Raw genomic sequence first — 26,152 nt, 5'->3', positions numbered from 1 at the left:
CTGCCCGGAACACCCCGCCCCCACTGACTCATTTCATCCCATCTCATTTTTTCCAGGTTGAACCATGCGCCCGATTACCCGACGTCAGCTACTCGCCGCCACTGCCTGCGGGGCTGCCGGCCTGGCCAATGCCGCCGATCCGGATGTGGATCCGAACATGGTGGGGTTTCTGCAATCAGGAACGGGCACCGAATTGCGCACTGTCGGCGACAAACTCAAGGAACGTCACAGCCTGCTCGACTTCATGAGCCAAGCTCAGCGAGACGATGTGACCTCGGGAGCCGCGCTGCTCGACCACACAACCGCGATCAATCGAGCTTTTGCCTCGGGGTATGAAATCGAGCTACCGGACGGGGTGCTCAATGCCCAATACATCGACCTGGTCGACGGTACTCGCGCCATCGGCAAGGGGCATATCGCCGGCCGCATGGATACCAAGAACTGGAGCGGCACAGTGATCAGAGCCTTGCCCTCCAGCGAACGAAAATTCATCCGCATGCCCGCGGGCAAAATCAGGGGGGTTTTGCTGGAGGGGTTTACGCTGGCCGGTGACCATCTGCAAAACCCGTTGCAGGACGGCATCTGCCTGGAGGGAGTGGTGTCGGGCCGTGACGGCGGCTTGTGGGATTTCGAGCTGCGTCGGCTGTTCATCAAAGGGTTTGCCGGCGACGGTTTGCGGCTGGTAGGGGGCTATAAGGATTATCAGGCTCCCGTGCAGTTCGGCCATGTCGCTCATGTGCTCGTTGAACGACCCGTGGCCACGGCACGCAGCCTAGTGTTGCTGGGGCAGTGCGAACATATCGAATTCGACGAGTGCCGATTCGATGGCGTGTATGGCCTGGGACCTGTGGGCACGGGTTCTTTTATCGGCAGGTTCGATCCGTCCTACGACATCAGGCCCAACAACATCACTTTCACCAACCCCAGTTTTCAGCGCGCCGACATCGGCATCGAAATCGACCGTTGCGAAAACATCGTGATGATGGCCCCCTGGTTTGAAACGGTTAAAACCGCGATCGTGCAAAAAAACTCATCCGCCGGGCTGGAGTTGATCGCGCCACGCTTCGCCAATGTCGTCACTGGCCTGGATTGCGGCAAGAACTGCAGGGCATCGATTCGCTCCCCCATCGTCGCGGGGAGAATGTCAAACCTGGTAGTCGGTAGCGACCATGCCGGCGTACGGCTCGACTCCCCCTCCAAGGACGGCGTCGAGACTCGCGGTGTTCATTCCACTGTTTCGTTCAATGCCGGACGCCGGCTTGAGGTCAAAGCTCATGCCTTGGTCAACGTCGAGTTTGGCCCGGGGCTGACGATAGAAACGATCAACGGCTACCACATGCCCGGCGAAACCTTGACCCTGCTGGTCAGTTCCAACCCGGTAAGATTCGCCACGGGAGGCAACCTCGCACTCGGGAGTCAGGGGCCTTATAAAATATTGGCTCCTGGCAGCAGCATTACCTTCATTCGAACAGACGCCCCCGGCGTCGCGGCCTGGCAATGCATCGGGCTGGTGTGAGGTAGCAGATCCGGTCCGCTGACGTCTAGCGCAACCAGTACCTCGCAACCAGCAGGCCCATCAATACGCCGATAGTATTTGCCAGCATGTCGTAGGGCGAAGCCGTGCGCAGCGGCATCAAACCTTGCGCGGCTTCGATTAGCACGCCGGTGAGTAAACACCCCAAGGCTATCCAGCGGAATTTCACATTGGGAAAGGCCAGGCGGCAGCTGCACGCAAATACCAGAAAGCCGATCCAGTGATGGAGCTTGTCCTCTTCGGCGAACAGCTCCGGGATCGGCTGGGGGCGTAATCCTGCGAACAGCAGAATCACCGTCACCGTGGCAAAGACCAAGCCCCGGAGCCAGAATGGCAACTCGACCAGGCCTTTGAACCACGTGATCATTCGGTAATTTTCTCGAAGTTGTTGTAGAACAGGTCGCTGTTACGCCCGTCGGTCATGGTCTGCAGCGAGTAGGCGCGGCTCAGGCGTGCACCACCATCGCGGGTCAGTGGCGCCCAGACGATGTTGGCCCGACGCATGGTGGAGGTGCTCATCAACTCGTCGAACGGGATGGAAATATAGATCCCTTTGTCGAAGCTGCCCTCGCCATACTCCTCCTTCGACGCGCTGGTCAGAGTGACCCAGGCGCCAAATTTCACACCGTTCTTGAACTCCCGCGACAAGTCGACGGTGGTGCCCCAGTCCCGCGCCAGATAACGCCCGACACTGACCGCTGCAAGCATGTCATTGGGCAGTTCAGTATAGCTGGTGACATGGCCCGTCACGGTCTTGTAGTCACGCAGGCCGAAACCCTGATCATAGTCCCGCTGACGCACAAAGTTCAGCTCTGCGCCCACCGACCAGCGTTTCCCCGTGGGTCGATACAACACTTCGCTGCCGACGCCGGCGAACATGGATTCCAGATAGCCGCCGTAGGCCATGCCGTACCAATCCCGATCCAGCTGCACCGCATGGTTGAACTGGAACGTCGGCATCATCACATCGGAGGTGGTCATGTATTGGCGCAGATCAGTGCGCACTCGCGGCAACCCGCTCGGCGCGTCGTAGGTGAACTTGTCGTAGTTGTTCAGCAGGTTGGCACTGAGCAAGCCACTCCACCAGGTATTGCGGGTGAAACGGTACTCCGCGTCGGCATCGGCGGTGAACTGATAGATCAGTCCGTCGGGGCCGCCAATGTTCTGTTTGTAGCCCAGGCCGAAGCCGTAACTGAACGGTTCCAGCGCCTGGGTGTAGAGCGTGGTTTCGCGGTGCGCAGTCGCTGGATTGACCTCGGTCGTACGGTGCAGATCCTTAAGCGGCTGGTCATTGTTCACGACCGCGCGGAACGTTTCGCGCGGTACGCTGGTTTCCTCGATGGACATGTCATAGCGCTGGTTCACCAGGGTGAACCAGTCGATGTCCTGATTGACGCTGTTATCGAGAATCCGACTGGCTCGCCCGACGGACTTGGCCGAATAAAAATAGCGAGACTGCTCGCCATACACCATCAGCTCCGAACCGCGCTGGGCGATGCGTTTCACCTTGTAGCCGGCATTTTGCTGTAGCCGATCAGAGACATCGGCCCAGTTGACCTGGTCGGCCGGGGTCGACGGCTCCTGCACCGGCAACGGCTCGGCGGGAGGGTCGTACGTCTTGGCCGGTGCCTTGCGGCTGACAAAGTTGGTGTGCAGGGTGATGCCGAACATCGCCGTATTGCCACGCTCCCAGCCAGCACTCAAATCGACACTGTCGGCCAGCTTGTAGACCACGCCGATGTTGATCGGCAGGTCTTGCTTGATCGAGTTGTCGAGCGGCTCATTTTTGTAATCGTTGCCTTCGTACTCGATCTTCAGGCTCAGCGGTGCCCACGGCGTTTGGTAGGCAACCCCGCCAAACAACGAAGGATGGCCTCTGAAATACGCATTGGTGTTCACGTCCCCTGCCCTGGCGATAGCCGCCGTGCTCTCTGGCCGGTCGTTGAACTGGCTGCCGAAGACCGCGAGCGGGTTACTGAAATCCCCTCGATTACCCAGATACCCCCAAGCAATACCGAGACTGAAATCCAGGTCGCCATAGCGTTTGTTGGCGACGAAATACTCGCTGGAAAACAGTCCGGTACCGCCGATGTCCCGTGCACCGACGGCGACCTGCGGTGCCCAGTGACTTTCTTCCCAAAGCCGCGCCTTGATATCGATGGCTTTGTCTTTGAAGCTCTGATCGCCGCTCAACTCTTCGGTGCCGTACTTGCGGTTGGTGATCGCGGTGTAACGAAACGAGCCTTCCAGCCAATCGAGCGGCTGCAGGGAAAAACCATAGCGGGTGTAAGGATCGGTACGACTGGCCGTGGCGCTCAACTCCCCTGCGGGGGCCATGCGCGCGGTGGGGGTCTGTAACAGACCGACGCCACCAAAATCACTTTGGGTATAACGCGGTTCACCGTGAACCATTCCGCAGGGCAGGATCAATACAGCAGCAAAACGTAACGTCAACGGGCACTTCAAGGGGCCACCTCAGCCAAGGGTTGAGTGGCGAGAAACTCGGCCAGTTGTTGATTGAGCTCTGGGGTCGGCGTCTCGAGGTCGTCGTTCCTGATCGGCACCAGGATCTTGCTGCCAGGAGCAGCCACGATGCCATCCTCACGATTCCATGCCGCCACACCTACGCGCCTGACCTCGCCGTCGGGCTGGATCAGCCATAGGTAATCGCGCTCGGCGTCGTCGAGGATGGGGCAGTCCCGCACGTAGGCACGAACTTCCTGCAGGGCGCGGTAAGGCACATGACAGGGCTGCGCGACTGCCCCGAGGATTTCCACGGTGGACGGCCGCGCGGGATAAACAAGACGGTCACCATCATCCAGCAACGCGTTGCGGGCGAAGCCCACTTCCACGGCGATCGGGTCGAGCACTGCGACTTGGCGCCCAGTGATCGGCAGTCGCTCGATCTGCTCATACAGGCGCGCACTCAAATCTGCTCGCGTGCCCTTGCCATCCAGCAAGGCACCCCGTTGCAGCAGTTTCAGATCGAACAGGACGCCTGCCTTCAAACGCGCTTGCTTATCCTCCAATGAGCGGTGCAGCCACGCGGCACCCAGCCAGTAACTTTCGGCATTGGGTTGAGCGCCTCGAATGACGTCCAGCAAACGTGCACCGGGTTTGACGTCGATGGGACCGGGACTGCCCACATCACCGCTGACCGTCACGGCAGCCTGGCCCACACTCGGACCAATCAAGAGCAAGCCAAGCAATACAAGGTTCGAACACTTCACCGGGCAGCCCCCCGATCAGGGCGTACCTGCACGATTTTCAGGAACAGCTGCGGCGTCAGGTGCTGCTCACTGCGCAGGATGAAACCGTCCTGGGGGTCGACCCAGTAGCGGTTGGTGGCGCGGAAATTCAGGGTGGGTACATCCACCTGCTCGTCGATGCGCAGCAAGGCGTAATCCTTGTCCAGAATGCGAATGGTCTCGATGTCATGGGTGCTGAAACGGCTGTTGACAGCGATACCGATACGGTTGCCGTCGTAGATGTCGACCCAGCGCGTGCTGGTATAACCGTCGGGCAAATGCTGAAGGCCGCGCTTGAACGGCGACTCATCATTGAAGCGAGTGCCATCCAGAGAAACGCCCAGCCCGACGGTGCGTACCACCAGACCGTCGCGCATCATCAGTACTTGCTTGCCAGAAGCGACCCAGAACTGCAGGTCGCCCCGCCGGCGAGCCAAGGCCATCACCCCCTCGCTGGAGGTGGTGGTGACCAGGATCTGCGGATACGGCACGGCGTCGACCTGCGCGCGGGTCAAGTTGATGGAGGCAGGTCCTGCGACGGAGGATTCGAGAGTGTCCCAGGAGGCCCTCATCAACGGGTTACACCCGCACAGCAAGAGCGCCATCGTCAGACCGGCGCAGGTAGGCAAAATTTTCACGGAGGGATAGAGCCTTATCTGCTGTTGGCTTCGCTGAGGTCATTGAGGGAGCTGGCACCGGTCCCGAGGACAGTGGCGGTAGGCAGAAGCTGGCTGATCAGACGGTTCCAGCGCGTCACGCCGGCTGGGCCGACATAGACGATGTCTTGCGGCTGCAAGTCGAAACGGGTGGCCAACACCAACGCCGAAGGGGATTCGGCATCGAGCTGGTACACCTTGGCCGGTTCGGTTTCCAGGTGGTCCGCGCCGCGAATGACGTACACCGCGTTGCCATTTGAGGTGGTCTGGTTCAAACCGCCTACAGTACCCAGAGCATCAGTGAGGTTCATCGTTTTGCTCTTGAAGCTCAGCGCGCGCGGCTGGTTGACTTCACCCATGACGTAAATCCGCTTGAGATCGTTATAGGGCAAGTACAGCCGGTCGCCGCCCTTGAGGTAGACGCCCTGCAACTGCGAGTCCTGGCGATTGAGGGTGTCCAGATCCAGCCTGTACTCGCGCCCGTCCCGGGTCAGCGTCAGGCCTGACAGGTCTGCATTCGAGGGGTCCACACCGGCCGCGCCAATGGCCTCCACCACACTCAACGGGGTGGTGGTGATCGACTGTTGGCCGGCTCTTGCCACAGCGCCGGAAATCACTACGGTCTGGCTGGCGAAGCGCAATACGCTGACGTCGACCTGAGGGCTTTCGACGAATTGCGACAAGCGCTCGGCGATAAAGGCTCGCAACTCTTCGATGGTTTTACCGGCGGCCGGAATATTACCGATGTAGGGATAAAACAGCGTGCCGTCCGGGCGAACCAGACGACCGTTGGCATCGATTTGCTGTTGTGGCCCCGAAGGCGCCGTCAACTCGGGATGATCCCAGACCGTGATAAACAACAGGTCATTGGCGCCCACGCGATAACCGCCCGGAACATAGGACAACAACGCCGAGGGAACCGATTCGCGAACTTGCGTGGCGGCATCCATGGCAATCAATTTAGGGGTGATGGGAATAAGTTCCACCCGGCTACTCTCCGGAGAGCCGTCACTCACCATTTGACTGGTGTCCATGTGTTGACCAGGCGAAAACATACAGCCGGACAAGCTGATACTTGCCAGCATAACAACAGAAAACCTACGGATCATAATGGCACTACGCTAGTCGAGGGCAAGTCTAAAACAAGATCACCCAGAAAGTTCTGAGTGATCTTGTACAACACACTTCGCGGGGTATTAGTTGGTACCAGTTGTACCACCTGTACCGGTGGTGCCGCCCGTTCCAGAGGTACCGCCATTGGAACTGCCACCGGAGTTTGAAGCAGCCACTGCAGCGCCAGCGATAGCTGCGCCAATCACCACGGTTTCGGCGACTGTTACTCCTCCGACCAACGGGGTGTTCAAGCTCAGTGATTCGGTCAATGGTTCTTCCGCCGCCAACACTGCAGTGCTCATGACAGCCAGCAAGCCGGCCGTAAGTAGTATCTTCATATCAGACTCCTTCTCGACATCAACTCTCTATAAGATTTGATACTAAGGGACCAGGAATGGAACAGCAGGACGAATTAAACTGACCGATTGAACCAGCCAATTCATGCGCATTGCCTCCTTTGGAGCATGTCACTTATAGGTGTTGCACGCCATAGACCTCTCCTTCCCCACACCTTGGACAAAGCATTGGCGCTGAACGAGAGGTTGCAGACGTTTTCTACGACTTTCGCCGCATAACAAGGCATTTTCAACACAGATTTTCGAGCATGAATCATTCGCCGAACAGGCTTATTGTTATTATTAGTCAGGATTCTCCCAACCTTGGAGTCTTGGCGGCTTTATTGTGATTGGAAGTTCCAGCCAAAACGACCGCAGACAGTATTTCAATATTAAGTATAGACCACTAATAAATAAATACAGAGTAGCGGCATAAGTATCGGGGCCGCGAGGAGTCAGGCATCAGAGGCTACTTTATCCAGTTGTTTAAGCACCCGTTGCAACTCCTCTACCCAGCTTCGCGGCACCAATCCGTGAGCCTGCTCAAGGGTTTGCCCAGTCGCTGATATCCAGCTCCCTCGAGTTGTAGCCTATGACGTTAAACCCGTGCGGTGCCCTCTGCAGCAACTCACATCCGACCTGCCCTTGAGCCCCGGTCACTAGAACTCGCATGGTCATTCTCCATTCAACACCGCGCGCAAGCGCGGGTTGCGCAAGTCTTTTTCCGAAAGTTGAGGCGACTCCAAGGGCCAGGCAATGTCCAACTCTGGGTCATTCCAGAGCAGGCCACCCTCGTCTTCGGGGTAATAAAAATCGGTGCATTTGTATTGAAAATCGGCGGTATCACTGAGCACACAGAAGCCGTGGGCATAACCCGGCGGCACCCATAGCTGCAGATGGTTGTCAGCGGTCAACTTGACGCCCACATGTTCACCACAAGTGGGGGATTGGGGATTGATGTCCACTACCACGTCGTACACCGCACCTTGGGTGACCCGCACCAACTTGCCCTGCGGCCGGGTCCGCTGGAAGTGCAAACCACGCAACACGCCATACTGCGAGCGCGAGTGATTGTCCTGGACGAAAGGCAATTCGATGCCGGCGTCGCGATAACGCTCCTGGTGATAACTCTCGAGAAAGAACCCGCGGACATCGCCGAAGATTTTAGGCTCGATGATCAGTACACCAGGCAACCGGGTGTTGATGACATTCATTTCGCAGGCTCCGTTGTCAGCACCCGTGCCAGGTATTGACCGTAACCGGTTTTGTATAGCGCGGTGGCTTGTTGATCCAATTGCGCAGCCGACAACCAACCCTGGTGGTACGCCACCTCTTCCAGACAGGCCACTTTCAGGCCCTGCCGCGCTTCGATGGTCTGGACGAAGTGCCCCGCCTCCATCAATGAGTCATGGGTCCCGGTGTCCAGCCAGGCAAAACCACGCCCGAGCACGCTGACATGCAGGTCCCCGCGCTCCAGGTAGGCGTTGTTCACGTCAGTGATTTCAAGTTCGCCGCGTATCGAAGGTTTGACTTGCTTTGCAATGCGCACCACGTCTTTGTCATAGAAATACAAACCGGTGACGGCATAGTCGGATTTCGGATGTTTAGGCTTCTCTTCGATCGAGATCGCTTTGCCGTTACTGTCGAACTCGACAACGCCAAAACGCTCTGGATCGCTGACTCGATAACCAAAGACGGTGGCACCGGTCTGTCGTTGTGACGCTTCGCGCAACAAGGCGCTGAAGCCATAACCATAGAAGATGTTATCGCCCAGAATCAGCGCCACATTACTGTCGCCGATAAAATCCTCGCCGATCAGAAAGGCCTGGGCCAGACCATCGGGAGAAGGCTGTTCGGCATAACTGAGTTCAATGCCGAAAGAAGAGCCATCACCCAACAGGTTCTGGAAGTTAGGCAAGTCCTGCGGCGTGGAAATAATCAATATCTCGCGAATGCCCGCCAGCATTAATACCGACAGCGGATAATAAATCATCGGCTTGTCATAGACGGGCAGCAGTTGTTTGGATACACCGCGAGTAATGGGATGCAAGCGAGTGCCGGAGCCTCCCGCCAGAATGATGCCTTTCATATGAGGATTCCCTTCAAAGTTTAATAGAGGCAGGGTTTGAATGGTTCAACCGATATGGCCAAGACGCTCCGGGCGGTACTCACCGTTGAGGACTCGTTGCCACCATTCTTGATGGTCCAGATACCACTGAACCGTTTTGCGTATACCGCTCTCAAAGGTTTCCTCTGGTCGCCAACCGAGTTCGCGCTCGATCTTGCCCGCATCGATGGCGTAACGAAGATCATGCCCCGGCCGATCCTTGACGAAGGTAATCAACTCGCGATAACGATCGACACCCGCTGGCTTGTTGGGGGCCAACTCTTCGAGCAGATCACACAAGGTTTCCACGACCTCAAGATTGGTTTTCTCGTTATGGCCGCCGATGTTGTAGGTTTCGCCGACCTTGCCCCGACACACGACCTCGCATAAGGCGCGGGCATGATCTTCTACAAACAACCAGTCACGAATCTGTAAACCATCGCCGTAGACCGGCAAAGGCCGTCCGTGGATCGCATTCAGAATCACATGGGGAATCAGCTTCTCGGGGAAGTGATAAGGACCGTAATTATTCGAACAATTGGTCACCAGCACCGGTAGACCATAGGTGCGTTGCCAGGCTCGAACCAGGTGATCCGAACTGGCCTTGGACGCCGAATAGGGCGAACTTGGCGCATAAGGCGTGGTTTCGCTGAACAGACTATCGGTCCCTTCCAGGTCGCCATAAACCTCATCGGTAGAGATATGGTGAAAGCGAAACGCCCACTTCACTTCCGCAGACAGCCCGTTCCAATAACGCCGGGCCGCCTCGAGTAAGGTATAGGTCCCGACAATATTGGTCTGGATAAAGTCTGCCGGGCCGTCGATAGAACGATCGACATGCGATTCGGCGGCCAAGTGCATCACCGCATCCGGTTGAAACCTCGCGAATACTTGATCCAGCGCCTGGGCGTCACAGATATCGACGTTAAAAAAGTGATAGCGCGGTGACTCGGCAACGCCGGCCAAAGACTCCAGATTGCCGGCGTACGTTAACTTATCGAGGTTCGCCACTTCATATTGAGTATTTTCAATCAGGTGCCTGACGACGGCAGAACCGATAAAACCGGCTCCGCCGGTCAGCAGAATACGCATCGTCATCATTATCTCCCGACCGATTGATGGGGATACCACTTAGCCAATAACTCTTCGTACTGAAGCAAGATCTGATTCCATGTAAACCGCTGATGAAAGCGGGTACGACTAGCCGTTTCCATCTGCTGTTGCGTTGAATCGTCCGTCAGCAGTTGAGTAAACAAGGCGCTGCAAGAAGCTTCATCCTTGAAATAAGCGGCGCCACTTTCCGTGACCCAGCGATTGAATTGGTTGTCATGGGCAATGACTGCACAACCCGCGCCTAGCGCTTCGACTAACGATGGGTTGGTTCCGCCGACACGATGCCCGTGCAGGTAAAACCGGCAATAAAAACGCAGCGCCTGCACGACTGAAGTTTCATAGATCGCTCCGGGAAAGATGACCTCGGCGCTGGCCGCGTCCATGACCTGTTTATGGTACGGATTATTATTCGGTTGAAAGTTACCCAGAACGACAAGCGTGTGATTGCGCAGTGTGGAACTGAATGCGCGGACCATCTCCAGGAACGAGTTTTCGGGTTCGGGCCGGGCAATGATCACCGAGAACTGGCCCGGTTCCAGGGCATAAGTTGCCAGTAACGTCGGATCAGCGCCGGTGACCTCATCCCCGCCATAAGGGATCATCGTGATCCTGGCCGGGGAAACCCGTGTCGCCAAGTGATCTTTGATCTTCGGGTGATCGGCGACCAAATGATTGCCCATCCAGCAGCCGGCCCGTTCATTGAGCCAGAACCAGGTCTTGGCAATGGTTCCCCATTTGTCACGCCGCCACTCAATGCCATCCATGTTAATGATGTTGGTCTGGCCTTTAAGCCTTTGCAGCAAACTGAACACGGCGGTGTTGTAACCCAGAGTCAAAAACAACCCCTGTTGCGATGCCGCATGACACGTGGCTTTCCAGTCAAAAACAACTGTCCCCAACGCACCTGCCTGGGTCACAGGGATATGAATCCTGTTGACATCGTTCCAGGTGCTATAAGTGATTTCTCCGCGGCCCTCTTCCTGGCAGTAGACATACACTTGCCAGCCGTGCGCTGTTAAATAAAGCGATAGTTTCTCCGCGAAGGTTTCAAAACCGCCGTGTTCAGCCGGGACACCTCTTATGCCAAGGATATAAAGTTTTTTAGGTGTCATGTTGCATCTCGTTGAATAATGTTGAGAACTTGCTTTCGAACACTTCCAGGCTGAAGTCTCGAGTGCGGGATAACGCATTATCAGACAGCGTCTTATATTTCTTTGGATCCAGCGAGATCCTGCTCACTGCGCTGTAAAGTTCTTCTATGTCGTACGAAGAAATCAAATAACCTTCGATATCACTGCGTACCAACTCGGTGGGGCCACCTACAGGAGGAACGATCACCGGCAAGCCATGGGACATCCCTTCGAGAATGGTCAAACCGAATGTTTCTATCCAGCCATCCGTTCGGGAAAGATTCAGAAGCAAATCAGATCGCGAATAAAAGCCCGACAGGTTCGTTTGACGAGGATAAATTGCCACATTGTCTGGAATGTCGATGCTGGAAAAAAAACTATCGATTTCGCTCAGGCTGGCATTGAGTACCAGAGTGAAGCTCAGGTGCTTGTCATCCTTGCTGCGCTGCGCCAGCGCCAGAAACTCCATAACACCCTTGTAGGCTTTCAAGGAACAAATCATCAAAGAAGTGAAGCCGGCCTCTTCCTTCACTCGATACTGTTTCTCAACCTCGGAATCCAGCGCATTATGAATAATCACTTGGGGAAGTTTGCTAAAACCTTCCTCCTGCATTAGATAGTTGGAGACGAAAACTACCTTCGTACTGGTCTTCTCAATGACCAGCCTGAGAAATCGTTTCAGAATATTGGGTTTTATCGATGTTTCATGCACATGATAATAAACCGGTATTCTTAACAGCTTACCCGCCAGCGCTGCCCCAAAGGGCATCATGGTGTTGACATAAAACACCACATTCTGCCGTCTGTACTTCAGGCACTGAACAAACAACAAGCTTTGAGAGATCAGGTAGTAGCCAAGGGTCAGTAACTTATTCTCTGACCTTTTATAAAAAAGTTTGCTCTGCACATCGGCCACGCCGGACAAGAAGCCGTCGCCATGAGCGCTGGTGATCACCTCGGTGGCTATATTGTTATTAGCCGCCGCCTTCACCACTTGAGACAAGACTTTTGGGCTCCCACTTCTGTCGTTGAACAGATGAATGAAAACCAGCTTCTTTGAGTTCATGCTTAAGTTCTTTTAATGAGTGAGCGACTGAGAGTGGTGAACCGCTCGGTGAGCGCCAGGCACACCCAAAAAATGGCGATCGAATGCGCGGGAATAGTCTGACTCGAGAAGGTCATGGCCAGAAAAAAAGCGACCAGTGCGGCCCCGACTCTGACTTGATAGCGGTCGACACGCTGGTCTATCGCCAGTTTGCGGACAGCGGTCAAACTGCGCTTGATCACCAGAATTATGAATGCGAAGAAGACGATGAAACCGACGGCGCCCGTGTCATTGAGGATTGCCAAGGGCAAATTGGATATCCATGCACTGCGATGATTCTCTGAACCGACCAACTCCGGTGCAAAAGAATAGATTTCGCTGAAGCTGTAGATGCCATTTCCGAACAGGGGGTTTTCCAGGATGGAATTCGCCGCCAATGCCCACATGATGAAACGCGTCTTGACCGAGTGGGTCCTGCCGATCAGCTCATAATCGCCAAAGGAAGAAGCAATGAAATAGGACAATAGCGATATAATCGCCACCAACAGGGCTGCCCCTAACAAGTACTTCACCAAGTCCCTGTTCGTGTATTTCCTTGGGTAACTCAAGCCATGGTATAGCCAGACGGAGATGATGTAGGAAACCCACGGTGCCCTTGAGAACGAAAAAAGCAGGGCGGTGTGCAAGCCGATCACAAGCACCCACCACCATAATTTTCGGTAATAACCCAACGCCAGCACCGTCAGGGTAATAAGCGAAACAAACACCCCGAACAGATTGGCCTCATAAATCCCGCCACGGATGCGCGTCCCCCCACTCCCCTCCTGCAACCAATGAACGGCCAAATCAGGAAGCGGAAACTTCAACAGTGAGAGCACGTAGATCACAGACAAAACCGGGCCTGAAAACCACGCCAGCAACAGATAGGATCTGGACTTGAAAATCGAAAATGGATTGGCTTTTAACCAGATCACTACATAATAAAACGAAGCCGCCAGGAGTAAGCCAGCGTACATCTTCAGGGACCACGCCTCCACCGGGCCGGAAGCTGATGCGTAAAAAGCCAGCACAATCCAGACAGTCAGAATCATCCCTGTTTTGGGCAGCCGCAGCGCAATATTCGAGCTGACCAACAACAGCACAGCGATAAAGAAAATAGGGGCGGCCAGCAACCTTTCCAGTGTCAGGTTATTGCCACCCAACGACCATTCAATATTATTGAACACCACCGTGATGCCAATGATAACTGCCAGCACATAACGTGGATTGATACTTGAGGTTCTCAAGCTAGCGGCACGCTGGTTCATCATGAAAATTCAATTGGCTTTTTTACTATCTTGCTTGCAAGGGCTCCATCGAGATAATTCCAAGTCGCCTGCCTCAGTGTCTCCAGCTGCTGATGACTGCTCGTAAAATCGATGGGTTTTACGACGATCGAGTTGACGTCACTCAAGCGGGTTACCAGACGATCGGTCAAACCGACTTTATCCAGAAGCCCCTTGATTCTGTTCAATCCGCTTTCCGGCAATGCGGTAACAAACGGAATACCGAAGTTCAACGCAAAAGCGGTGCCATGGAATGAATTAGTGATCACGAAGGACGCATTGGCGAACAGCGAAACATAATCAACCGGACTGGCATCCATTATGTGCCGATCGCTTTTGTAGCCCAGGAACGGGTCTTGATCGATCGCCACAACTCGCAGCCCTAAAACGGTCCTTATTCTGTTGATGGTTTCCCGGACCAAAGTATCTTTCTTCAGGGTGTAAACAAGAATGTATTTATCAGTGTTGCCTGGCACTTGACTGGAAAGCTGCAGGCTCCGCATCCACTCTTGCTTGTTAAGCATCAAGGTAGGATCCAGGGTGTGATCGACCTTTTGGTTGCCCAGCAAGCTGCGCAGGTTTCGCGCCGTGTCCTCTTCCCGGACGGAAATGCTGTCAAAGGTCGACAATGCCTTTCTGACCTTTAGCTCCTCCTCGTCCGAGTAGCGGTAAGAGCCTGCACTTGAGGAGAACGAAATCTTCTTTTTCGCTCGGGAAAACGCCAGCATGTAGTTCAAATCCAGCTCACCCGTAATCATCGGGTTCCAAATCTGGTCGCTGCCACACACCACACAATCAAAGTCACTGGACAAAGTTTGAAGCGCTTGTAAATCCTGGCACGCGGGGGTCAGATTGTAATGAACTCGCATAAACTCTCTGAATTTCGCGATCAACCTTCTGCGAGGAATGATTCGAAAGAAGTCCTTACCGGCTCTGAAAATACTGCGCGGGTTACTGTCAACCCGAATCAGTTTTAACGTGTTTTCCAACTCTTTACTTTTGTAGTCAATAATGTTGACGTCGCCATATTTCGATAACACGTTCTGGCTGGCAAGTGCTTGTAGCGTTCCGCCATAACTGTTGGCGTGATGTATGGTGATCAATGCAATTTTCAAGGTGCTGAGTCCTTTGCGACCAAGGGTGAGACTTACTGACCGGACAGCTTGGTATACACTTCACTGATGGGGCGACGCGGAGAAGCACAGACTGTGTTCTGCTCGCTCGGATAACCTATCGCCAACATCATCATCACCGTGTGCTGCGGGCTTATCTTGATCACCTTGCGAAACTTGATGTCCGCCCTCCCCGATTGACTCCAGTTCAAGCAGCAGGAGGCAATACCTATTGAATGCAATGCCAGAATCAACGACATGGAAAACATCCCGCCGTCGATCCAGTGCTGGTAGCGTTCTCGTGGAGAAACGAAAGCCCGCAAGTCGGTGGTTATAATCAGCAACTCTTTTATTTTGTGACCAAAACCCCGATTGCCATCTTGAAAAGCAAGGGCTTGTTGCGCCAACTCGCCCTCCAAATGATAAACATGCCACGATTGTCTGTTACAGGCCGAAGGCGACTTCATGGCCATCTCCAGGGCTCGGCTTAACGCTTCAGCACTTATTTTTTCGTCGGAGAATTCCCGAAGCGAGTACCTGGACATGAAGAAATTTTCTGGAATTGCCAGTCGCCCTTTATCGAACGCTGTCTTGTCGTGGTTAATGGCGCCACTGTTGTCATAGAACGGAATGGATCGATTGCTCAGGCTCTCGACTTTAATCAGTCGTTTTATAAGCGCGGCGGTTTTTTCTGGCTGGTGGGCTATTTCCGCTTCAGCGAACTTCTTTAATACCGTGATCGCCACCAAGTCATGATAACCCGTGCCATTCAGCGTAAATGACTGCTCCAGTGCCTTAATAAGTGCATTGGCGCCCGCCCATCCAGACCCCGGTTTGCGGTTGGTAAAACTCAGGCTCTTTTCAAGAGTGTGGTACACCTTGACCATGTAATAGTTTCTGGTTTCTACCGAATTGAGTGAAGATCGCCATCCGGCGTACCTGATATACCGACCCAAGTCATATAAAAAGCCAAACCCAGCCAGTACTGTCCGAGCATAGATTTTTGCGGTATCAATCATGAGAACTCATCTCCCGACTGTCGGTGATCATAAATAATTTAAGCATGGGGAGCAGCACCTGCTATCGGAACTTTGTTCTTGAAAACTAACCGTTGAGCGCCATAAAAATATAACGACAACAGCAGTAAATTACTGACAACGGTCGCTACAGCGGCACCCCGCAGGTCAAAGCGAGGGATTAAGGTCAGATTGAGCAATACATTGATGACCGCCACTATCGCCATGTACTTAACTTTCACTTTCATGTGTTCCTGGGTCACCAATGTGGCGCCAGCACTGAACGCTAGAAAAATGATCGGTGCCGACAGGGAAAGAACCTTCAAGATCGACGAAGCGTCTCGATAAGCCTCACCAAACAGCAGCGGTACTGCCCAGTCCGCGCATACTAAAATCACTAGCATGGCCAGCGTTCCCAACAGCAGCATCAACCAGTTACCCTTTCGGTATATCTGATAAAACATGTCTCGATCATGGTTCGCCCAACGATGCATCTTGGGCAGCAGGAACCGCTGATAAATCACGCTTGGCAACAAATACACAGCGGTCATGATGGTGAACGCAACGCTGTAGATACCGGCGGCGCTATTACTTGATAGATGTTTTAGCAAGATAATGTTGCTTTGAAAGTAAATCAGGTGCGAGAACGCCGCGACGCCAAAGGGCCAACTGGCGCCGGCAACACTTAACATACTCGGCCTCACTGACAGGCTCATGAATTCAGCGGTCAGCTCGTGCCCCTTCAGAGTCAACTTCCCATTTGTCATATGCAATAACTGGGGGATAGCCAACAAAAAAAACACCACTGCAATGACCGAAAAAAAGGTGGCGTAATATTCCGCGGCTATCGGCGTGGCACTCATAATCGCCGTGACGAAGACCATCGAGCAACGAAAAAAATGCGGCAAAAATTGCCAAAGGGCCAAGTGCAAATATTTTTCTTCGAGCTGAAGTTTGCTGCTCACCAGTTCGACTGACAACTGCCCCAGTATGTACAGAGATAGAATCAACAACAGGTTCTGCGTTAACCGGTCATGGCTGGAATAAAGCGCCCACGCCACAATGCAGCAGATGAGAAACAGGCTACTTAAGGCGATGAACTGGAACGAAGGTTTCAACCAGCGTCTCGCTGCCCAGCCCTCCTGGCCAAAAGCCTTGAGCCAATACTGCGATATCCCGAAGCCCGCCAGTGGCGCGAGTAGCGTGATGGTGGTGAGTGCTGACGAAAAAGCACCAAAATCATTGCTGCCCAACTTTCTCGCCAGGAACACCTGAGTGAGAAAGGCGAACCCGGCTCCCGCGAGGGAACCGATCCAGAGGAGCGATATAGCCTTGAACGCTGTGGTTTTATTCATTGACCTGTGTCATTCGCAATCACGCTACCGCCCCAGGATTTTTCGTCATCTTCCTCAGGACGTGGTGTTTCCATTAAATATCGGTTTGATCATGCCTATTGGCTAATGACCCGGCGTAACAATAAACAGTAAACACTCAAGAACAACAGCAATACCGTCAAAAATCCGAACTTATGACGTAACGTATTTAATACCCATCAACTTTTGTCGGAGGCGTAGTCATAGTGGTAATAACCATAATCACTGTAACCATATTTATTGGAGGCCTTTTTCTCCACGCCGTTAAAAATCGCACCTTTAATGGCAACGCCATTCTGCGAGAACCGGCGGACCGTCAACTCGATTTCTTTCGCCGGGTTCAGTCCATAGCGCGTCACAATCAGGTTGGTCCCGGACAGGCGCCCGACGATTGCCGCGTCTGTCACCGCCAATAGTGGCGGCGTATCGAGAATCACCAAATCGTATAGCTCGCTCGCCTGCTCCAATAGCGCGCTGAAATTGGCGTGCATCAGTAACTCGGAAGGGTTGGGCGGGATTTGGCCTCGACTGACAAAATCGAAGTTGTCGATTTCGGTCTTATGGATAGCGGTGGTCACTTCGCAGCGTCGGGCCAGGATATCGGAGAGCCCATTGTCTGAAGAAACACCTAACACTTTGTGCAGATAGCCTTTGCGCATGTCGACGTCGATCAACAATACCCGCAACCCGGTTTGTGCTATCACCACCGCAAGGTTGACCGACACAAAGGTCTTACCCACCTGAGGGCTAGGCCCGGAGATCATCAGGCGGTTATTGTCTGCCTCATGCATGGCGAAGTGCAGACTGGTACGCAAACTGCGCAATGCCTCGACTGCCAGATCGGTGGGATGAGTGACGGCCAGTAATGTAGAACCTGCACCGGAACGCCCTCGTCCGCGGGAGACTTTGTCTTCTTCGGTTTTCTGCAGAATGCTGTAAGGAATCGAAGCGTAGACCGGCAGCCCAAGTTGCTCGATGGCTTCCGGACTTTCCAGCCCTCTGTTCAGCGCCTTGCGTACCAGCACCAGGGCCACCGCCAGGAAGCCGCCAAGAATGGTGGCGACCAATACAATCAAGGCCTTTTTCGGTTTGACCGGCTTGAGAAAGTTGACGTCCGCGGTGTCGATCAGACGCACGTTACCGACCGTCCCCGCGCGCATCACGTCCAGCTCCTGAGACTTGTTCAGCAGCTGAGTATAAATAGCCGTACCGACCTCTACATCCCGGGTAAGGCTCAGCAGTTCTTGCTGGGTGGAGGGAAGGCTTTCCACCTTGGACGCCAAACTTTTCTGCTTGCTACTCAACTCACCAATCTGGGTCAACAATGCGCGATAGGCGGGATGTTGGCGGGTGAATTTGCGGTCCATCTCGGCTTGCTGCAGCTTCAACTCGGAGATGCTGGTATCGAGCCCGACAATCTGATCGAGAATGGCTTTGGTTTCGAGCGTGATGTCCACAGACTTGCTGCGTGTCTGGTATTCATTCAAGGCATTCCCGGCTTTTTCCAGGTCTCTCTTGACCACCGGAAGTTGCTCTTTGAGAAACGCCAGACTCTGCGCTGCCTCAGCTGAAGTGCGCTCTACGTTTTGCCGCACATAAATAGCGGCAATTTCATTGAGTATTTTAATGGCTTGGTCCGGATCTGTACTTTCCAGCGCCAGACCGATCATGCCCGACTCTTTTCCTCGCTCGGCTACATCCAAAGCCTCTTGGTAGTCGAGGATGCTGGTCAGGCGAGAGTTGCGGATGATTCTGAAGCGGGTTCCAGGATTGGCGTGCATTTCTTCTATCTGAAACGCAACGCCATTTTGTTCGAAAAATTGTCCCGCCTGGCTGGCTGCCAATACGTTGTCGTCTTCGTCCACCAGGGTGTAATGACCATTTTCACCCGCGGTCAGGGTCAACTTCTTGCCCAGTTGCGAGTCGGGAAGATCCAGTTTGAATATCTTCAGCGACTCCCCTCCCCAGGCGAAACTGTTCAACCCCAACAAGGGCTCGGCTATTTCACCGGGATTATTATTCTGGAATCGACGCGCCAGGAACTCACCGACCACCGGGAAGTACTTCGGTTGTATGACAATATCAAGTTTCAAGGTGTCGACGGTTTTGCCAATCACGGAGCGGGACTGGATCAACTCGATCTCGGTGGCCGAAGGAGACTCCTTGCCCAGCATGCTGCCGATATCCGAGAAACCCAACAAATCGTTCTTTTTCGCTTCGACCTGCAACAGCGCATTCGCCTGGTATACCGGGGTCGCAAGCACCGCGTACGCAGCCCCAGCCACCATGAAGGCACCGGTAACCGCGGCAATCAGCCATTTATGGTCGATGAGTGTTCCAAACAAGCCGAGAAGATCAATCTCGTCATTGTCGTCGTCCCGCACGTTAACTACCGGTGCTTGCTGCATAAGTCGGATTCTTTGCCTGTATTACGATTCAAAAAGGAGTGGCCATCAGCGCGCCAGGCGCTGTGCCCATGCGAGTACGGCTTCTTCGATCAACGCATAAGCGTGCACAAATGCAGGTTTGCCTTGACGGTAGGGGTCGCTGATTTCGCGATCGTCTTGCCACTTGCCCAGTAGCAGCACTTTGCCTCGCGCTTCAGGGGCAATGTTGAGTACCCCGCTGACATGCCGTCGTTCCATCACCAGAATCAAGTCCGCCTCGCTGACGGCTTGAGACGTGAGTTGAACGGCCTCATGCCCATCGGGCAGATGACCATGCTCCTTGAGTACGGCGTGTGCCGTCGGCTCGATGGGTTTGCCCGCCAAGGCAGCGAGGCCTGCCGAGCTGACCTCGATATCGGAATGAACGAGTGCCCCGCGCAGCAAATGCTCCGCGGTGGGACTGCGGCAAATATTGCCGACGCAGACAATCAAAACCCTTTTAAGCAAGATAACATTCCCCGTCTTGTCAACATTGGCGGTGACATAGCACTTGCCGAACATAAGAGCTTTAAACTACGAATGAATCCGGGTATTTATAACCCCGGTAACTGCAGCTGAGACTTTCAAACCATCAGTGCGTATTTATTACCATGACGTTTGAACAGCCCCCAACTTTTTCTTCAGACAAAAAATAACATTTCACTCTTTGAACTCTGAAAATAACAGTTCGATAATTTATCCAGACAATTTCTAACAATTGCCGTTTTCCCGCGACCGTTCAATCTAAATTACACCGAAATAGCGAGTGGCTAATATATAGTCGCTCCGTTAGTGAATTGCCAGGGCGTCGGACATTCGGTTAGAAGTTGGGTAAGAGATGCCTTGGGCAATAACTTTATTTACAGCGGGTTGCGTCAGAAGCATGCGGTGGAATAACCAGGCATGCTCGCCGACCAAGCGACCACGCGATCTTTCTCTCTGCCTGCGCCTTGCGAGAAACATGGCGTACTGGCCTTTCGCTGCTCATGCAGCGTTGCCAACATTTTTCTCGAGTGAACGAGCCATTTAGAGCCCGCACTCTCCAGCGTTACCGGTTCCGACAACCCGTCGAACCTTTCCTACTGCCATTAGCCATTCCATCTGTCTACTTTCAAGGACGCTTCCATGATTCGTAAATGCCTATTCCCCGCTGCCGGCTATGGGACCCGCTTTTTGCCCGCCACCAAGGCCATGCCGAAGGAGATGCTGCCTATCGTCAATAAGCCGCTGATCCAGTACGCCGTCGAGGAAGCGCGCGACGCCGGCCTGCAACATATGGCCATCGTCACCGGCCGAGGCAAACGAGCGCTGGAGGATCATTTCGATGTCAGCTTCGAGCTCGAACACCAGATTCGCGGCACTGATAAGGAGCGATTCCTGGAAGGCACTCGTGAGCTGATCGATACCTGTACTTTTTCCTATACCCGCCAGGTGGAAATGAAGGGTCTGGGGCACGCCATTCTCAGTGGTCGTTCGTTGATTGGTGATGAGCCATTCGCCGTGGTGCTGGCCGACGACTTGTGTCTGAACCTGGAAGGCGACGGCGTACTGGCGCAAATGCTCAAGCTCTATGAGCAATTCCGCTGCTCGATCGTGGCGATCCAGGAAGTACCCCGTGAGCAAACCCAGAAGTACGGCGTGATTGCCGGCGAGCTGATTCGCGAGGGTATTTACCGGGTCAACAGCATGGTCGAAAAGCCCCGCCCGGAAGACGCCCCGTCCAACCTGGCCATTATCGGTCGGTACATTCTGACCCCCGATATCTTCGACCTGATCGCTGACACCGAGCCTGGCAAGGGCGGTGAAATCCAGATCACCGACGCATTGATGAAGCAGGCCCAGAACGGCTGCGTGCTGGCTTACCAATTCAAGGGACGACGCTTCGATTGCGGCGGCGCCGAAGGTTACATCGAAGCCACCAACTTCTGTTTCGAGAACCTGCATCAGAACACCTTGTGACGGCGCTGAACCCTGACAAACGTGTGCGTTATCGAATCGATTTTTCGGTCTTTATTACCCTATGGACGAAGCCTCTATGAAGACATTGAGCGGTTTCAAGGCAGATGACAGTCGCCGCCCGTATGGCGCTGACCTTAAAAACAACCTCGCGTACCTCATCGTGCGCGCCTATGCGTCGGAGCTGATTTTTCCCCGCGTGCAGAAACCATCGGTGCTGCTGGTGGAGCGTATCGGTGCCTTCCCCTCCTCCGGGGAGATCCGCCGTCACGTCAAGGATGGTCCGGCGTTGCTGGCGAGTATCAGGCAGCGTTACGCCGCCGACGCCCTCGACATCGACGAGAGCGATGGGCTGAACCTGGTCTTTACCGACTGGCGTCTCAGCTTGCGTCTGTTGGACGATGGCTGCATGACTTGCCTGACGGTGGAAAGTCGCGGCGACAACTCGCTCATGCAGCACAAGACCGCCGAACTGCTGGGGCACATCGATGCAGGGAGGGAATTCGAATGAACGCGATTGCAGAACACGCCGCCAAAGCCTGGTATCTGCTTCAGTGCAAACCCAAACAGGATGAGCGCGCCGAAGAACATTTACAGCGCCAGGGCTATGCCTGTTTTCGCTCGACCTACCGACGTGAGCGAGTTCTGCGCGGGCAGCGTCGAGTGATCAGCGAGTCGCTGTTTCCGGGCTATCTGTTTATTCAACTGAGCCTTCAGGACAGTTGGGGCCCGCTGCGTTCGACCCGCGGTGTTTCGCGAGTCGTCGGGTTCGGCGGTCAGCCGCTGCCGATCCGCGATACGCTGATCGACGAGCTCCAGGAACGGGACAGCCAAGCGATCGTGACAACGTTGTTGAGGCACGGGGATACGGTGCGCATCACTGAAGGCCCGTTCTCCGATCTCGAGGCGGTGTTCCTGGCCATGGATGGCGAGGAACGGGTGCTATTGATGATGAATTTCCTTCAGCGTGAACAGCACATCAGCCTGCCACTGGCAGGGGTTAACAAGATTTAGATCCGAGCCTTGAGCCAAAAAAACCTGTGGCGAGGGAGCTTGCTCGCTCGCCACAAAGCCCAGGAAAACCTACGCCCCTTCCGAGAGATGATTCCAGTCGATCCAGCCCAAAAACCATGTCGCCAGAATCAGCAGACCGAACGCGATCCGGTACCAGGCAAACACCGCATAACTATGATTGGCGATGAACTTGAGCAAGCCGCGCACGGCAATCATCGCAAAGAGGAATGCGGCAACAAACCCCAAGGCAAATACCGGCAAGTCTGCGGACTGGAACAGGTCGCGGTACTTATAGCCCGAGTACACCGCGGCCCCCACCATCGTCGGCATCGCCAGGAAGAATGAAAACTCGGTAGCCGTCTTGCGTGACAGGCCAAACAGCAACCCGCCGATAATCGTCGAACCCGAGCGCGAAGTGCCGGGGATCATCGCCAGGCATTGTGCGCAACCGACTTTCAAGGCATCGGTCCAGCGCATCTCGTCAACGTGATCGATAACCACCACATGCTCACGTTGCTCCGCCCACAACATGATGATTCCGCCTATCACCAGCGCCACGGCCACGGTGATCGGGTTGAAAAGATATTCATGGATTTTGTCGGCGAACATCACACCCAAAACAACCGCCGGCAAGAAACCGATCAACAAATTCAGCGTGAAACGTTGCGCATTACGCTGGGTTGGCAAACCGGTAGTGATCTCCAGAATCTTGTGACGAAACTCCCAGACGACCGCCAGAATAGCCCCCAACTGGATGATGATATTGAACGCCATGGCTCGCTCACCGCCGAAGTCGAGCAAGTCCGCGGCAATGATCTGGTGCCCCGTACTGGAGATGGGCAAAAACTCTGTGAGCCCTTCAACCAACCCTAGAATCGATACCTGCGTGGTGGTCCAGAAGTCCATTAATCCCCCGTTAAACCCTCTCGACTGAGAGGTCTGTTGATGATGCCGAGCAATTGATCGCTGATCGCGATTAACCCCATCGGACCAGCAGAGGATTAAAGCGCACTCTCTGCCCGCTTTAGCCAAACGTTATAAAACGTCCATGTCGCAGCACCTGCAAATGGCCTACGCCTGCGAATGAAATTGTTTTTCAGGACTGCTACTTGTGTATCGCGAATCCATGGACGCCACTCATCGTTGGATCGTTGACGTTTTGACTTTGGGCGCGCGCAATGTCCTACCCAAAAATGATCGCCCAAGAGAAAACTCCATATGGCAAAGATCATAGTGCTCGCCGGTGACTTTCCGCAGTGCGACGGGGAGTATCATCTGGGTACCATCACGCTCAAAACGGCCTTCAAACCACGGCTGGGGAAAAGTTTCTCCGTCGCGGAATTTAAAGATCTGACGGTCCAGAACACGGACTCCAATAAAAATATAAAGAGCGCCATTGGCCTGGGCATTGCCGGCGCGATGTTGTTGGGGCCAGTCGGTGCCATCGCAGGCTATCTGCTTGCTGGCAAGAGCACCGAGGTGACCTTCATGGCCACACTAAAGGACGGTGGTAAGCTTTTGGCTGCAACCGATTGCGATACCTACCGGGATATCTCGGCGCGCGCCCTCAAAAAATCCCGTCCCGATCGCCGACGCGCCCCTTCCGAGTCACTTGATAACGGATCCTTTCATTGATCCGCTTGCCCGGTGACAGCAAAAATGTTGCAGGGCACCCGATACAGAACATGCTCCGTGGTACTACCCACCCACTTGTCCAGTCCCTTGCGATGCGCATTTCCCATGACGATCACATCGGCCCGGTGATGCGCAGCAAAGTCGGCCAGCGCTTTACCAGGTGGCCCTGCAACGAAGTGTTGCCGTTCGGTGGGCACGCCGTAGTGATCGGCCAGCGCAATGAATGACTTGTGCAAAGACTTGCGCACATCGCTGTTGAAGCCAGGCATCGTCACGGCACCCGCGCCTGCATCAGAGATGTGCGTCTGCGATAGATCGTAGGCATACAGTAGATGCATTTCTGCATGGCATTGCGTTGCCAATTCGTTCGCGGCCTGAACGATCAGGTCGTTGATTCCAGTGATCTGAGTCTCTGGGTGCGACGGATCGACTGCCGCCACGATCACGCGCGGAAGTGGGCAACTGACTTCGCTGACCAGATGCACAGGCACCGGACATTCGCGCAGCAGATGCCAATCCAGAGGCGTGATGAAAACGCGCTTGAGCGCCGACTCATGCTGCACATCCTTGATCACCAGATCCGCCTGCGTTGTTGTCACGTGCTGAAGGATCTCTTGCAGCGCGTCGCGTGTGAAAAGCACCTCGGTACTCAGGTTAATCCCGCGCCCACGGATCAGCTCGGCTTCATCGTTGAGCCATTTTTCGTTCTCTTGCTGGCAAGCCTCACGAAACCGCGCACTGGCGTGGATCAAACCCAAGATGTTGAAATCTTCGATAAACACCGTGATATGCAGCGCTGCGCCCGTGGCCTCGGCAATGGCGACGGCCCGCTGCAGTGCCGGCGTGTGACGCATGGTGGGGCCGGCTATTAGAAAGAGTCGTTGATATTGGCTCATGTCACACCTCCAAACGTTCTGGGATATCTGCTAGCCCCCCAGCCTCTCGTCTGTCGCACCGCCAGCGATCTGCTATCGCCTCGATGATCTGGATCGACACAATCAATATACGCCTGGATTCAACTAACCCGCCAAGGTGTGTCTCATTGCAGCCAATACAATGAGACACATCCCGACGGTCAATTGATTGACGACGTAAAGTTACTTCTTCGCGTACTTCGCGCCGTGCGGATCGTTAAGCTTCACCTGCATCAACTCCCATTCACGTTGAATGATCGAGTAAGGGATAAAGATGCTGACTCTCTCAGCCCCCTTTAACCCAGGGTGAAAACTCACATCATTAAGGGTGGTGGAGAAAAAGCCGACATTGATACCGACAATACTCCCGTCATTGCCGATGACGGGACCACCCGACATCCCCTTGATCATCGGGGCATCATGGATCGCATAGCGTTCGCCGCTGCCTTCATCGCTATTGATGAAAGGCGCCGGGTACACTTTGCCTTGCCCGGTGACGGTCGTCATGTAGGGGCTCGCCCCCACGGCAGTGATGTGTTCACCCACACGCGGTGCACGCCATGACGGGTAGCGACCGTCGGCCTTGTGCTGAATGAAGACGAGGTCGCAGCCGGTGCTGCAGCTGTATTCCACGTGGCGGATGAGGGGGGTGTGGCGAGTGGTGACGGCATAGTCTTCGTTCCATTGCACGGCCGAGGCCATGTACAGATAGGGCAAGGGAAAGCCCGAGAAGACGGAAAAATATGAGTCATTGGCAGGCCCCGACAAGTCGGGTTTTACCATACCGTTGCATCCTGCAAGAACAGCTCCTGTTAAAAAGTAGGTCATGATTTTAATCATGATAATCACCGACTTATAAGGAGGTTTGATTTTTATTGTGGCGAATCTTTTAGTTGTCTGGTGCTTGTAGTTTCCCTCGCAGCCGGGTCTGGTGCATTTATTTAAGGCTGAAGTTGCAAAGAATGCGTATGAATAAATTGTGCTAAGACCAATTGCTTTTCGATCCATATAGCAAATTGCAAATATTTGACGCCTGAAAAATGACAGAACGACAAATAAAAACAGAAATTAAAATTGCACACTTCAACTAAAAACGAGTG

General features: G+C 54.3%; 25 protein-coding genes. 5 read left to right on the top strand and 20 right to left on the bottom strand.

What is annotated here, in order from left to right:
- Positions 1-64: 64 nt before the first annotated feature.
- Positions 65-1,516, top strand: coding sequence for a hypothetical protein (locus PMI30_RS06095; protein WP_008013096.1), 1,452 nt, complete (start codon positions 65-67; stop codon positions 1,514-1,516).
- Between the two features lie 25 nt (positions 1,517-1,541).
- Here the strand turns inward: PMI30_RS06095 and PMI30_RS06100 are convergent, their stop codons facing one another.
- The 17 genes from PMI30_RS06100 to PMI30_RS06180 form a co-directional block, all read right to left on the bottom strand.
- Positions 1,542-1,901, bottom strand: coding sequence for a VanZ family protein (locus PMI30_RS06100; RefSeq protein ID WP_008013095.1), 360 nt, complete (start codon positions 1,899-1,901; stop codon positions 1,542-1,544).
- Positions 1,898-3,988: a YjbH domain-containing protein gene (locus PMI30_RS06105; RefSeq protein ID WP_032836001.1), complete on the bottom strand. Its 2,091-nt coding sequence runs from the start codon at positions 3,986-3,988 to the stop codon at positions 1,898-1,900. The genes PMI30_RS06100 and PMI30_RS06105 overlap by 4 nt, the downstream gene beginning before the upstream one ends.
- A gap of 8 nt (positions 3,989-3,996) precedes the next feature.
- Positions 3,997-4,764, bottom strand: a complete 768-nt coding sequence (locus tag PMI30_RS06110; RefSeq protein WP_008013093.1) for a capsule biosynthesis GfcC family protein — start codon at positions 4,762-4,764, stop codon at positions 3,997-3,999.
- Positions 4,761-5,420: a YjbF family lipoprotein gene (locus tag PMI30_RS06115; protein WP_008013092.1), complete on the bottom strand. Its 660-nt coding sequence runs from the start codon at positions 5,418-5,420 to the stop codon at positions 4,761-4,763. The genes PMI30_RS06110 and PMI30_RS06115 overlap by 4 nt, the downstream gene beginning before the upstream one ends.
- A gap of 14 nt (positions 5,421-5,434) precedes the next feature.
- Positions 5,435-6,547: a polysaccharide export protein gene (locus tag PMI30_RS06120; RefSeq protein ID WP_157173040.1), complete on the bottom strand. Its 1,113-nt coding sequence runs from the start codon at positions 6,545-6,547 to the stop codon at positions 5,435-5,437.
- Between the two features lie 87 nt (positions 6,548-6,634).
- On the bottom strand, positions 6,635-6,889 hold the full coding sequence (locus PMI30_RS06125) for a hypothetical protein (RefSeq protein WP_008013090.1): 255 nt from the start codon (positions 6,887-6,889) through the stop codon (positions 6,635-6,637).
- A 671-nt stretch (positions 6,890-7,560) separates the two neighbouring features.
- Positions 7,561-8,100: a dTDP-4-dehydrorhamnose 3,5-epimerase gene (rfbC, locus tag PMI30_RS06130; RefSeq protein ID WP_008013088.1), complete on the bottom strand. Its 540-nt coding sequence runs from the start codon at positions 8,098-8,100 to the stop codon at positions 7,561-7,563.
- Positions 8,097-8,975, bottom strand: coding sequence for a glucose-1-phosphate thymidylyltransferase RfbA (rfbA, locus tag PMI30_RS06135; RefSeq protein ID WP_008013087.1), 879 nt, complete (start codon positions 8,973-8,975; stop codon positions 8,097-8,099). Before rfbA ends, rfbC begins: the two co-directional genes overlap by 4 nt.
- Positions 8,976-9,020: 45 nt before the next feature.
- The gene (gene rfbB / locus PMI30_RS06140) at positions 9,021-10,091 is read right to left on the bottom strand and encodes a dTDP-glucose 4,6-dehydratase (RefSeq protein ID WP_008013086.1); all 1,071 of its coding nucleotides are present in this window, start codon (positions 10,089-10,091) and stop codon (positions 9,021-9,023) included.
- 2 nt (positions 10,092-10,093) lie between these two features.
- Positions 10,094-11,218, bottom strand: coding sequence for a DUF1972 domain-containing protein (locus tag PMI30_RS06145; RefSeq protein ID WP_008013085.1), 1,125 nt, complete (start codon positions 11,216-11,218; stop codon positions 10,094-10,096).
- On the bottom strand, positions 11,208-12,302 hold the full coding sequence (locus PMI30_RS06150) for a glycosyltransferase family 4 protein (RefSeq protein WP_008013083.1): 1,095 nt from the start codon (positions 12,300-12,302) through the stop codon (positions 11,208-11,210). The genes PMI30_RS06145 and PMI30_RS06150 overlap by 11 nt, the downstream gene beginning before the upstream one ends.
- Positions 12,303-12,304: 2 nt before the next feature.
- Positions 12,305-13,591 (bottom strand): O-antigen ligase family protein, encoded by a 1,287-nt coding sequence (locus PMI30_RS06155; RefSeq protein ID WP_008013081.1) that lies wholly within the window; start codon positions 13,589-13,591, stop codon positions 12,305-12,307.
- On the bottom strand, positions 13,588-14,721 hold the full coding sequence (locus PMI30_RS06160) for a polysaccharide pyruvyl transferase family protein (protein ID WP_008013080.1): 1,134 nt from the start codon (positions 14,719-14,721) through the stop codon (positions 13,588-13,590). Before PMI30_RS06160 ends, PMI30_RS06155 begins: the two co-directional genes overlap by 4 nt.
- Before the next feature lie 32 nt (positions 14,722-14,753).
- A complete protein-coding gene (locus PMI30_RS06165) occupies positions 14,754-15,737 on the bottom strand; it encodes a nitroreductase family protein (RefSeq protein ID WP_008013079.1) in 984 nt (327 codons plus the stop codon).
- A gap of 38 nt (positions 15,738-15,775) precedes the next feature.
- Positions 15,776-17,089 carry a flippase gene (locus tag PMI30_RS06170; protein WP_008013078.1) on the bottom strand — a complete coding sequence of 438 codons (1,314 nt, stop codon included), beginning with the start codon at positions 17,087-17,089 and terminating at the stop codon, positions 15,776-15,778.
- Positions 17,090-17,286: 197 nt separating this feature from the next.
- A complete protein-coding gene (locus PMI30_RS06175) occupies positions 17,287-19,515 on the bottom strand; it encodes a polysaccharide biosynthesis tyrosine autokinase (protein ID WP_008013077.1) in 2,229 nt (742 codons plus the stop codon).
- A gap of 45 nt (positions 19,516-19,560) precedes the next feature.
- Positions 19,561-20,055: a low molecular weight protein-tyrosine-phosphatase gene (locus tag PMI30_RS06180; protein ID WP_008013076.1), complete on the bottom strand. Its 495-nt coding sequence runs from the start codon at positions 20,053-20,055 to the stop codon at positions 19,561-19,563.
- A gap of 603 nt (positions 20,056-20,658) precedes the next feature.
- On the opposite strand from PMI30_RS06180, the gene galU reads away from it, so the two are divergent.
- The 3 genes from galU to rfaH all read left to right on the top strand — a co-directional run bounded on the left by galU (position 20,659) and on the right by rfaH (position 22,503).
- Positions 20,659-21,492 carry a UTP--glucose-1-phosphate uridylyltransferase GalU gene (gene galU / locus PMI30_RS06185; RefSeq protein ID WP_007900875.1) on the top strand — a complete coding sequence of 278 codons (834 nt, stop codon included), beginning with the start codon at positions 20,659-20,661 and terminating at the stop codon, positions 21,490-21,492.
- A gap of 76 nt (positions 21,493-21,568) precedes the next feature.
- Positions 21,569-22,000 carry a hypothetical protein gene (locus tag PMI30_RS06190; protein ID WP_008013074.1) on the top strand — a complete coding sequence of 144 codons (432 nt, stop codon included), beginning with the start codon at positions 21,569-21,571 and terminating at the stop codon, positions 21,998-22,000.
- Positions 21,997-22,503 (top strand): transcription/translation regulatory transformer protein RfaH, encoded by a 507-nt coding sequence (gene rfaH, locus PMI30_RS06195; protein WP_008013073.1) that lies wholly within the window; start codon positions 21,997-21,999, stop codon positions 22,501-22,503. The genes PMI30_RS06190 and rfaH overlap by 4 nt, the downstream gene beginning before the upstream one ends.
- A 69-nt stretch (positions 22,504-22,572) precedes the next feature.
- On the opposite strand, the gene PMI30_RS06200 is transcribed toward rfaH, so the two are convergent.
- Entirely contained in the window at positions 22,573-23,409 is an 837-nt protein-coding gene (locus PMI30_RS06200) for an undecaprenyl-diphosphate phosphatase (protein WP_008013072.1), read from the bottom strand.
- A 312-nt stretch (positions 23,410-23,721) separates the two neighbouring features.
- Here PMI30_RS06200 and PMI30_RS06205 point away from each other — a divergent pair, with 312 nt between their 5' ends.
- Positions 23,722-24,138 carry a hypothetical protein gene (locus PMI30_RS06205; protein WP_008013071.1) on the top strand — a complete coding sequence of 139 codons (417 nt, stop codon included), beginning with the start codon at positions 23,722-23,724 and terminating at the stop codon, positions 24,136-24,138.
- Here the strand turns inward: PMI30_RS06205 and PMI30_RS06210 are convergent.
- Entirely contained in the window at positions 24,132-25,034 is a 903-nt protein-coding gene (locus PMI30_RS06210) for a universal stress protein (protein WP_008013070.1), read from the bottom strand. The two genes, PMI30_RS06205 and PMI30_RS06210, sit on opposite strands and share 7 nt — an antisense overlap.
- Positions 25,035-25,235: 201 nt before the next feature.
- Positions 25,236-25,835, bottom strand: a complete 600-nt coding sequence (locus tag PMI30_RS06215; RefSeq protein WP_008013069.1) for a serine protease — start codon at positions 25,833-25,835, stop codon at positions 25,236-25,238.
- Positions 25,836-26,152: the final 317 nt, after the last annotated feature.

The organism is Pseudomonas sp. GM50 (assembly GCF_000282375.1).
Taxonomy (GTDB): Bacteria; Pseudomonadota; Gammaproteobacteria; order Pseudomonadales; family Pseudomonadaceae; genus Aquipseudomonas.
The sequence above is the reverse complement of the archived record's forward strand: the minus strand, read 5'-3'. Positions and strand labels throughout refer to the sequence as shown.